General features: G+C 60.0%; 8 protein-coding genes. 6 read left to right on the forward strand and 2 right to left on the reverse strand.

Going from position 1 to position 9,895, the window contains the following annotated elements:
* Position 1 precedes the first annotated feature (1 nt).
* From clpP to D0Y60_RS10840, 6 genes are all read left to right on the forward strand, one after another.
* On the forward strand, positions 2-634 hold the full coding sequence (gene clpP / locus D0Y60_RS10815; RefSeq protein WP_117369629.1) for an ATP-dependent Clp endopeptidase proteolytic subunit ClpP: 633 nt from the start codon (positions 2-4) through the stop codon (positions 632-634).
* A gap of 26 nt (positions 635-660) precedes the next feature.
* Positions 661-1,026, forward strand: a complete 366-nt coding sequence (locus D0Y60_RS10820) for an MmcQ/YjbR family DNA-binding protein (protein WP_117369631.1) — start codon at positions 661-663, stop codon at positions 1,024-1,026.
* Between the two features lie 264 nt (positions 1,027-1,290).
* Entirely contained in the window at positions 1,291-2,568 is a 1,278-nt protein-coding gene (gene clpX, locus D0Y60_RS10825; RefSeq protein WP_117369633.1) for an ATP-dependent Clp protease ATP-binding subunit ClpX, read from the forward strand.
* A gap of 418 nt (positions 2,569-2,986) precedes the next feature.
* The gene (gene lon, locus D0Y60_RS10830; protein ID WP_117369634.1) at positions 2,987-5,413 is read left to right on the forward strand and encodes an endopeptidase La; all 2,427 of its coding nucleotides are present in this window, start codon (positions 2,987-2,989) and stop codon (positions 5,411-5,413) included.
* A gap of 206 nt (positions 5,414-5,619) precedes the next feature.
* Positions 5,620-5,895 carry a DNA-binding protein HupB gene (hupB, locus tag D0Y60_RS10835; RefSeq protein WP_023516583.1) on the forward strand — a complete coding sequence of 92 codons (276 nt, stop codon included), beginning with the start codon at positions 5,620-5,622 and terminating at the stop codon, positions 5,893-5,895.
* Positions 5,896-6,181: 286 nt separating this feature from the next.
* Complete coding sequence (locus tag D0Y60_RS10840; RefSeq protein ID WP_117369636.1) at positions 6,182-8,374, forward strand: esterase-like activity of phytase family protein; 2,193 nt, start codon at positions 6,182-6,184, stop codon at positions 8,372-8,374.
* Between the two features lie 120 nt (positions 8,375-8,494).
* Here D0Y60_RS10840 and D0Y60_RS10845 read toward each other — a convergent pair whose 3' ends face one another.
* Together D0Y60_RS10845 and D0Y60_RS24615 are read right to left on the reverse strand one after the other, a co-directional pair.
* Entirely contained in the window at positions 8,495-8,959 is a 465-nt protein-coding gene (locus tag D0Y60_RS10845) for a MarR family transcriptional regulator (RefSeq protein WP_245409145.1), read from the reverse strand.
* Positions 8,960-9,511: 552 nt separating this feature from the next.
* A complete protein-coding gene (locus tag D0Y60_RS24615; RefSeq protein ID WP_147324521.1) occupies positions 9,512-9,781 on the reverse strand; it encodes a hypothetical protein in 270 nt (89 codons plus the stop codon).
* Positions 9,782-9,895: the final 114 nt, after the last annotated feature.

Below are 9,895 nucleotides of genomic sequence, written 5' to 3' on the forward strand. Positions count from 1 at the left end.
TATGAGAAATCCCGTAGATACCGCCATGGCTCTGGTGCCGATGGTCGTCGAGCAGACCAACCGCGGCGAGCGTTCCTACGACATCTATTCGCGTCTCCTCAAGGAGCGCATCATCTTCCTCACCGGTCCGGTGGAAGATCACATCGCAACGCTCGTCTGCGCGCAGCTTCTCTTCCTCGAGGCCGAAAACCCGAAGAAGGAAATCGCGCTCTACATCAATTCGCCGGGCGGCGTCGTCACCTCCGGCATGGCGATCTATGACACGATGCAGTTCATCAAGCCGGCCGTATCGACGCTCTGCATCGGCCAGGCCGCCTCGATGGGCTCGCTGCTTCTGGCCGCCGGCCACAAGGACATGCGCTTCGCCACGCCGAACGCCCGCATCATGGTTCACCAGCCCTCCGGCGGTTTCCAGGGCCAGGCATCGGATATCGAGCGCCATGCCAAGGACATCCTCAAGATGAAGCGCAAGCTGAACGAGGTCTATGTCAAGCATTGCGGCCGCACCTACGAGGAAGTCGAACAGACGCTCGACCGCGACCATTTCATGAATGCCGACGAGGCGAAGGACTGGGGTCTGATCGACCGCGTCATCACCAGCCGTGAAGCGCTTGAAGGGCCGGACGCGGCGTAATATCGCGTTCGACGCTGCGGGGCCGTATGACGCTCGACGACTACAACGCTTTCTGCGCTTCGCTCCCGGCCACGACGCATGTCGTGCAATGGGGCGGGGCGCATGTCTGGAAGGTCGGCGACAAGGTATTCGCCATCGCCGGCTGGAGCGAGGCGGCGGGGCTCGGGGTCACGTTCAAGGTATCGGAGCTCGCCTACGACATTCTGCGCGAGCAGCCCGGATGCCGCCCGGCGCCCTATCTCGCTTCGCGCGGGATGAAGTGGATCCAGCGCCAGACGGGCGAATCAGTTGATGATGCTGCCCTGCGTGACTATCTAAGGGAAAGCCACGGTCTGGTGGCGGCGAAGTTGACGCGCAAGGCCCGTGCCGACCTCGGCTTGGTGGGTGGGTGAAGGCAGTCTGAGCGATTTGTAATGATCGCGGGGCTTTATCCTCGCCATAAAGCCGGTAATATTGGCCGTTAATGCTATGTTGATTTGTGACGGCTTAGCATTCGGTGTTTAAACGGGGAATGCGTTGCAACCGGTTCAAGGGCGTCGCCCGGGCCGGTCAGTACCCCTGGAGCTTTTGAAGGATGCAAGTGCCTCCGACAAGGGCGGTTTGAGTGGTCCGGCCATCTTCGCGAGAGATGAACGGCGTGCTGGAAGGAAAGTGATATGAGCAAGGTCAGCGGCAGCAACGGCGGCGACTCCAAGAATACCCTTTACTGCTCCTTCTGCGGCAAGAGCCAGCACGAGGTCCGCAAGCTTATTGCCGGACCGACCGTGTTCATCTGCGATGAATGCGTCGAATTGTGCATGGACATCATCCGCGAGGAGAACAAGACCTCGATGGTTAAATCCCGTGACGGCGTTCCGACGCCGCAGGATATCATCAAGGTCCTCGACGAATATGTCATCGGCCAACAGCAGGCCAAGCGCATCCTGTCGGTCGCGGTGCACAACCACTACAAGCGCCTGGCGCATGCCGCCAAGGGCTCCGACGTGGAACTGGCCAAGTCGAACATCATGCTGGTCGGCCCGACGGGCTGCGGCAAGACCTACCTTGCCCAGACGCTCGCCCGCATCATCGACGTGCCCTTCACCATGGCCGACGCCACGACGCTCACCGAAGCCGGCTATGTCGGTGAAGACGTCGAAAACATCATCCTGAAGCTTCTTCAGGCCGCCGACTACAATGTCGAGCGTGCGCAGCGCGGCATCGTTTATATCGACGAAGTCGACAAGATCTCGCGCAAGTCCGACAACCCGTCCATCACCCGTGACGTTTCGGGCGAGGGCGTGCAGCAGGCGCTGCTGAAGATCATGGAAGGCACGGTTGCCTCGGTGCCCCCGCAGGGCGGCCGCAAGCATCCGCAGCAGGAATTCCTGCAGGTCGATACGACGAACATCCTGTTCATCTGCGGCGGCGCCTTCGCCGGCCTCGACAAGATCATTTCCGCTCGCGGCGAGAAGACCTCGATCGGCTTCGGGGCGATGGTGCGTTCGCCGGAAGATCGCCGCGTCGGCGAAGTTCTGCGCGAACTGGAACCGGAAGACTTGGTCAAGTTCGGCCTTATCCCGGAATTCATCGGTCGTCTGCCGGTTCTGGCGACGCTCGAGGACCTTGATGAGGATGCGCTGATCCAGATCCTGTCGGAGCCGAAGAATGCGCTGATCAAGCAGTACCAGCGCCTGTTCGAGATGGAGGATGTGGAGCTGACCTTCCACGAGGACGCCCTGCGCGAAATCGCCAAGCGTGCGATCATCCGCAAGACCGGCGCGCGTGGCCTGCGCTCGATCATGGAAAAGATCCTGCTCGACACGATGTTCGAGCTTCCGACGCTGGAAGGCGTTCGCGAAGTGGTCATCTCCGACGAGGTGGTCCGCGGTTCGGCCCGTCCGCTCTACATCTACTCGGAGCGCTCCGAGGAGAAGGCCAACGTTTCGGCCTGATCGATCCCAAACCGTTCAGGAAAGACCCGCCGCCGGCGGGTCTTTTCGTTTGAAGACGTCTAGCGACATTTCGTGACTGGTCGCCTCGGCCTTAAAAGGTCATGATGATGAACTTTCATCGCTTCGACAGGGCGTTGCGAAACGTTATCCGACAGGCGAAGATAGAAGACTTCGATTCTGTGTCTCGCGTAGGCTCCGGCAGCTTTGCCGTAGGAAGGCCGCAAGTTCCGCGACAGCGCGGAAGACTAGACTTCCTGTCGTTGGTTCGTCTTGTTCGCAGTGGAGTGGGGCACTCCGCAACCGGGCTTGAAAATGCGTCAACCGCACGCCACTTGTGGATGGAAAAGATCGCCGGCCCGGTGTCCCCAAACACCGATTGGACCGGTTCCCGGAAACGGGATGTTTGAAAGGAAATGACATGACGAAGAAGACGTCTGCGCCGCACGATTCCACGGCCTTCCCGGTCCTGCCCCTGCGCGACATCGTGGTGTTCCCGCACATGATCGTGCCGCTGTTCGTCGGTCGCGAGAAGTCGATCCGCGCGCTGGAAGAAGTGATGGGCACCGACAAGCAGATCATGCTTGCCACCCAGATCAACGCTTCCGACGACGATCCGGAAACCGACGCCATCTACCGCATCGGCACTGTTGCCAACGTTCTCCAGCTCCTGAAGCTGCCCGACGGCACCGTCAAGGTTCTGGTCGAAGGCCGCGCCCGCGCTGAAATTGACGGCTATACGGATCGTGAAGAGTTCTATGAGGCGATGGCCCACGTGCTGGCCGAGCCGGATGAGGACCCGGTCGAAATCGAAGCGCTGTCGCGCTCGGTCGTCTCCGAGTTCGAGAACTACGTAAAGCTCAACAAGAAGATTTCGCCCGAAGTCGTCGGTGCCGCGAGCCAGATCGAGGATTACTCGAAGCTCGCCGACACGGTCGCCTCGCACCTCTCCATCAAGATCGTCGAGAAGCAGGAAATGCTCGAGACGACGAGCGTCAAGCTGCGTCTGGAAAAGGCGCTCGGCTTCATGGAAGGCGAGATTTCCGTCCTGCAGGTCGAGAAGCGCATCCGCTCGCGTGTCAAACGCCAGATGGAGAAGACCCAGCGCGAATACTACCTCAATGAGCAGATGAAGGCGATCCAGAAGGAGCTCGGCGACGGCGAAGATGGCCGCGACGAGATGGCCGAGCTGGAAGAGAAGATCGCCAAGGTCAAGCTTTCCAAGGAAGCCCGTGAAAAGGCCGACGCGGAACTGAAGAAGCTGCGCCAGATGAGCCCGATGTCGGCGGAAGCCACCGTCGTGCGCAACTATCTCGACTGGCTGACGGGCATTCCATGGGGCAAGAAGTCGAAGATCAAGACCGATCTCAACGCCGCCGAAAAGGTTCTCGACGAGGATCATTTCGGCCTCGACAAGGTCAAGGAGCGCATCGTCGAATATCTCGCCGTGCAGGCCCGCTCGACCAAGATCAAGGGCCCGATTCTGTGCCTCGTCGGCCCTCCGGGCGTCGGCAAGACCTCGCTCGCCAAGTCGATCGCCAAGGCGACCGGCCGCGAATATATCCGCATGGCGCTCGGCGGCGTGCGTGACGAAGCCGAAATCCGCGGTCACCGCCGCACCTATATCGGCTCGATGCCCGGCAAGGTCATCCAGTCGATGAAGAAGGCGAAGAAGTCCAACCCGCTCTTCCTGCTCGACGAGATCGACAAGATGGGCATGGATTTCCGTGGCGACCCGTCTTCGGCCCTGCTCGAGGTGCTGGATCCGGAACAGAACTCGACCTTCATGGATCATTACCTGGAAGTCGAATACGACCTGTCCAACGTCATGTTCGTGACGACGGCGAACACGCTGAACATTCCGGCGCCCCTGATGGACCGCATGGAAGTGATCCGCATCGCCGGCTACACGGAAGAAGAGAAGCTGGAAATCGCCAAGCGGCACCTGCTGCCCAAGGCGATCCGCGACCACGCGCTGCAGCCGAAGGAGTTTTCGGTCACCGACGGCGCGCTGATGGCGGTCATCCAGCAGTACACCCGCGAAGCGGGCGTGCGTAACTTCGAGCGTGAACTGATGAAGCTCGGCCGCAAGGCGGTCACCGAGATCATCAAGGGCAAGGCGAAGAAGGTCGAGGTCACGGCTGACAACATCCATGACTTCCTGGGCGTTCCGCGCTTCCGCCACGGCGAAGCCGAGCGTGAGGATCAGGTCGGTGTCGTCACGGGTCTCGCCTGGACGGAAGTCGGCGGCGAACTGCTCACCATCGAAGGCGTCAGCCTTCCCGGTGGCAAGGGCCGCATGACGGTGACCGGCAACCTGAAGGACGTGATGAAGGAATCGATCTCGGCAGCGGCATCCTATGTCCGCTCGCGCGCCGTCGATTTCGGCATCGAGCCGCCGCGCTTCGACAAGACCGACATCCACGTGCACGTGCCGGAAGGTGCGACGCCGAAGGACGGTCCGTCGGCCGGTATCGCCATGGCGACCGCCATCGTGTCCATCATGACCGGCATTCCGGTCTCGAAGGATATCGCGATGACGGGCGAAGTGACGCTGCGCGGCCGGGTGCTCCCGATCGGCGGCCTCAAGGAAAAGCTGCTCGCCGCACTTCGCGGCGGCATCAAGAAAGTGCTGATCCCGGAAGAGAACGCCAAGGACCTGGCCGACATACCGGACAACGTGAAGAACAGCATGGAAATCGTGCCGGTCTCGCGCATGGGTGAGGTCATCGAGCATGCGCTGCTGCGCAAGCCCGAGCCGATCGAATGGGACAGTGCCGCAGCCGATGCGGCCCGCGTTCCGGCCGTCGAATCGACCGAAGACGGCACCGGCGCCATCGCGCATTGAGCCCGTGATGCCGGGTGAAACGCCCGGCATTTTGAAGCAAAACAGCGAAAGACCGGCCCTGCGGCCGGTCTTTTTCGTTGAAAAACGTGTGTAAACCCCGGATTCTCAGGGGATTGCGGCGAAATATTCTTGCGAGACGGGGGGCGATGCGTATTCTGCCCCCGACTTGTATGAGTCGTTTCAAACCGTATGAAAGGGGTGGAAACATGAACAAGAATGAACTCGTATCCGCGGTCGCCGAGAAGTCTGGCCTCTCCAAGACGGACGCAGCATCGGCTGTCGACGCCGTTTTCGAGACGATCCAGGGCGAACTCAAGAACGGTGGCGACGTTCGTCTCGTCGGTTTCGGCAATTTCTCCGTTTCGCGTCGTGAAGCTTCGAAGGGCCGCAACCTTTCGACCGGCGCCGAAATCGAGATCCCGGCTCGCAACGTGCCGAAGTTCTCGGCCGGTAAGGGCCTGAAGGACGCCGTCAACGGCTGATCCCAAACCAATGCATCCCTGGGCTTTTGAACCCATGGTTCGCATTGCGTCGCAGATCTGAAGTTCCGCAGCGTCCCGGACGCGTTTTCGCGACGCGTGGCGCAGCAGGGCAGAGCGGTCATCCACTCCGCCGCAAATCCTGAATTTCAGGCTCGGGGTCCGGTTCATCCGGGCCCCCTTTTATTTGGCGCCAAGCGTAGTTGAACCGTCGCCAAACTGTCATGCGCCTGTAACACGAAAGCCTCAGAACCGCGCGGTTGCAAGAAACCGGATTCCGGAGGATTTCATGAAAACCCGTTCCCTCACCGCGGCACTGGCAGCGGTTCTCGCCGCATCGGTCGCCTCTGCCGCCAGCGCCGAACCTGTATTCAATCGTATTGCCTCCTTCGCCGTTGCCGACAACCTGCCCGAGGGCAAGGACAAGGCGACGCCGACCTCTGCGGAAATCATCGCCGCCTCGGAAGACGGCAACACGCTCGTCTATTCCGATAGCCCGAACAAGGCGATCGGCATCATCGACATCGCCGACGCCAAGGCCCCGAAGGCCGGTGGTTCGGTGTCCCTCGAAGGTGAGCCGACATCGGTTGCCGTTGCCGCCGGCAAGGCGCTCGTCGCCGTCAACACGCGCGAAAGCTTCGTCAAGCCGTCGGGCGTGCTGGCCCAGGTCGATCTCGCCTCGAAGAAAATCGACGCGACCTGCGATCTCGGTGGTCAGCCGGATTCCATCGCGCTGAACAAGGACAAGACGCGCGCCGCCATCGCCATCGAAAACGAGCGTGATGAAGAGCTCAATGACGGCGATCTGCCGCAGATGCCGGCCGGTGATCTCGTCCTCCTGTCGTTGAAGGATGGCGTCGTCGACTGCGGCTCGATCAAGCATGTCACGCTGACCGGCCTTGCCGATGTTGCCGGCGAAGACCCGGAACCGGAATTCGTCTCCTTCAACAGCCAGGACGAAGTTGCCCTGACCCTGCAGGAAAACAACTATATCGTCATCCTCGACGGCAAGACCGGCACGGTGAAGAGCCATTTCTCCGCCGGCACGGTCAGCCTCGAAGGCGTCGACACCAAGAAGGACGGTGCGCTGAAGTTCACCGGCGAGGTCAAGGATGTCGCGCGCGAGCCCGACGCCGTGAAGTGGCTGGACGACAACCGCCTCGTCGTTGCCAATGAGGGCGACTGGAAGGGCGGCGCGCGCGGCTTCACCATCTTCGACAAGGACGGCAAGGTTCTTTACGAGAACGGTGCTGCCTTCGAGCGCGAGATTGCCAAGCTCGGCCACTACCCGGACAAGCGCAACAAGAAGGGTATCGAGCCGGAAGGTCTCGAGGTCGCCAAGTTCGGTGACGAGAACCTCTTCTTCGTGCTGGCTGAGCGTGCTTCGGTCGTCGGCGTTTACAGGGATACCGGTGCCGAGCCCGAGCTGCTCCAGATCCTGCCGTCGGGCATCAGCCCGGAAGGCGCTGTTGCGATCCCCGGCCGCAACCTGCTGGCGACCGCCAACGAAGCGGACCTGGTCGAAGACGGCGGTGCGCGTTCGCATGTTATGCTCTTCGAGCGTGCCGAAGGCGAAGCGGCCTATCCGCAGATCGTTTCCACCGAGAAGGACGGCGAACTGATCGGCTTCGGCGCGCTTTCGGGCCTAGCACCGGTCAAGGACAAGCCGGGCATGCTTGTTGCCGTCAACGACAGCTTCTATGCTTCGCAGCCGACGATCTTTACGATCGACGCTACCGTGAAGCCCGCGAAGATCGTCGATGCGCTGCGCATCACCCGCAACGGTGCTGCCGCCCAGAAACTCGACAGCGAGGGGGTTACGCCGGATGGTGAGGGCGGCTACTGGCTTGCCAATGAAGGTGATGCCGACAAGCTTGTCGGCCATGCCATCATCCATGTGACCGAGAAGGGCGAGATCGATAAGGAAATCGCCATTCCCGCGGAACTGCGCGCCCATGAAAAGCGCTTCGGCTTCGAGGGTATCACCAGCGTCGGCGAAGGCGACGACCTGACGCTCTGGATGGCCGTACAGCGCGAATGGGCTGATGACGAGAAGGGCTTCGTGAAGCTCGTCTCCTACAAGCCGTCGTCCAAGGAATGGGGCGCCGTGCGTTACCCGCTCGAAAAGACGGAAAGCGGCTGGGTCGGTCTCTCTGAAATCACCGCAAATGGCGACTACGCCTATGTCATCGAGCGCGACAACCTGATCGGCCAGGCGGCCAGGCTGAAGAAGCTCTATCGCGTCGCCCTTGCCGACCTGAAGCCGGCCAAGCTCGGCGGCGAGCTACCCGTTGTCAAGAAGCAAGAGGTGCGCGATCTCATTCCCGATCTCAAGGCCACCAACGGCTATGTCGTCGACAAGGTCGAGGGCTTCACGATCGACGCCGCCGGCAACGGCTTCGTCGTGACCGACAATGACGGGGTGGACGATTCCTCCGGCGAAACGCTGTTTTTCGGCATCGGCCCGATCAACGCGATGTAAGCATCCGCGATCCGGCTCCTTTCCTTTGAGATGACCTGCCGGATCCTCTCTCGCAGTTTGACCAAATGAGAAGGCCGGGATCTCGCGATCCCGGCCTTTTCGATTTTCATACTGTTCAAACTAGCTCACGGCTTGCAGCGAGCGTACGGGTGCCACACCGGCATCATCCGCGCTCTTGTCGCGTTCCCGTTGCAGCTCTTCGGTCTTCTCGCTGAGACAGCGAATGATTTCCTTCATGTGCTGCTTCTGATCTTCGGTCAGAACGGCGAAGATCGCCTCGATCGTCTTGTGTTGCGGCTGCTGGGCTGCCGAAATGACGGTCCGGCCCATATCCGTGATCGAGACAATCTTGGCACGGCGGTCTTTCGGATCGGGATCGCGCTTGACCAGCTTATCGCGTTCAAGACCATCGATCGCTTCCGTCACCGTACGGGGTGCGAAACCAAGGGCGCAGGCAATATCGGTCGACCGCTGGGGCCCCTGGCATTCCAGAAGAAGCAGGAACTTGCTACGGGCGAGCGACACACCTTCGTCCATCATGCACTCATTCACCAGGCGGCTTACCTGATGGTAGAGCTTGAACATGCCTTGGGAGATTTCTATCGTGCTACTCATGAGGTGGAATATAGGTATTATGAGGTACCATGTCAAATGATCGCGAAGTTTTTCGGATAATTTGATCATAGATATTGATGGGTTGATCAAGGCGCATCGCTGAAACCCCCGGATTTCCAAGGGTTACGAAGGCAACGAAATCGTTCTACTTTAGCGACCAATTTAGCGCGCTAATGAATCGCGAAAAAACCTCCTCGCCGTCTTTTTACTGCGCTTGCCTTAATCATTACATGATAGAGCGCAAATGGCGAGCACAAAAAAAGGACCACTTAGGGTCCTTCGTTCGCAAAATCTGACTGGTATGATGACCGCGCAAACACTGCGCACCGCTCAAACCGCCAAGGAAGCTCGTACAGAGTAATCTTTCGCCCCGCGTGTGTTCCTTGGTTATGATGATCTGTTCTGCGTTCCCTGGGTCGTGGTGACGATCTGACGAGCAAGTTCGCAAAGGGCTGAGACAAAGCGCGCAGGGTCACTCTTGATGCTGTTTCGCGAGAGTGCGCTGTCGCCGTCCAATTGGCGTTACATGAGCGAGCGCGACGCCACGGCGGTATTCACGAATGAGAGAATGTCTTCATGGTTGTGATCAGCCATCACCTGAAGCCGCCACCGGCTCTGGTTCTTTGCGACAGCAGGCGCTTCCACGAGATTGACTATAGCGCCGCCGGTAATCATGGCATTGGTTATACGACGTGCATCTCCACTGTTGCCCACAATAACCGGAACAATGGCGCTCGGATTGCCAAGCACGGTGAATTTTTCTGCTACTAAGGCGGAACTGTTGATTGCCACTGAGAACTGACCCGGCATTTCCACCGAGAATTGACCCGCCTATTAGATGTCGTTCGGGTCGGTGGTTGCGGTCAAGCTCTTCCTTTTCTCCTTCGTCGTTTTGGGCTCATGAGC

The sequence above is a fragment of the Shinella sp. WSJ-2 genome (genome assembly GCF_003432075.1).
Lineage (GTDB): Bacteria > Pseudomonadota > Alphaproteobacteria > Rhizobiales > Rhizobiaceae > Shinella.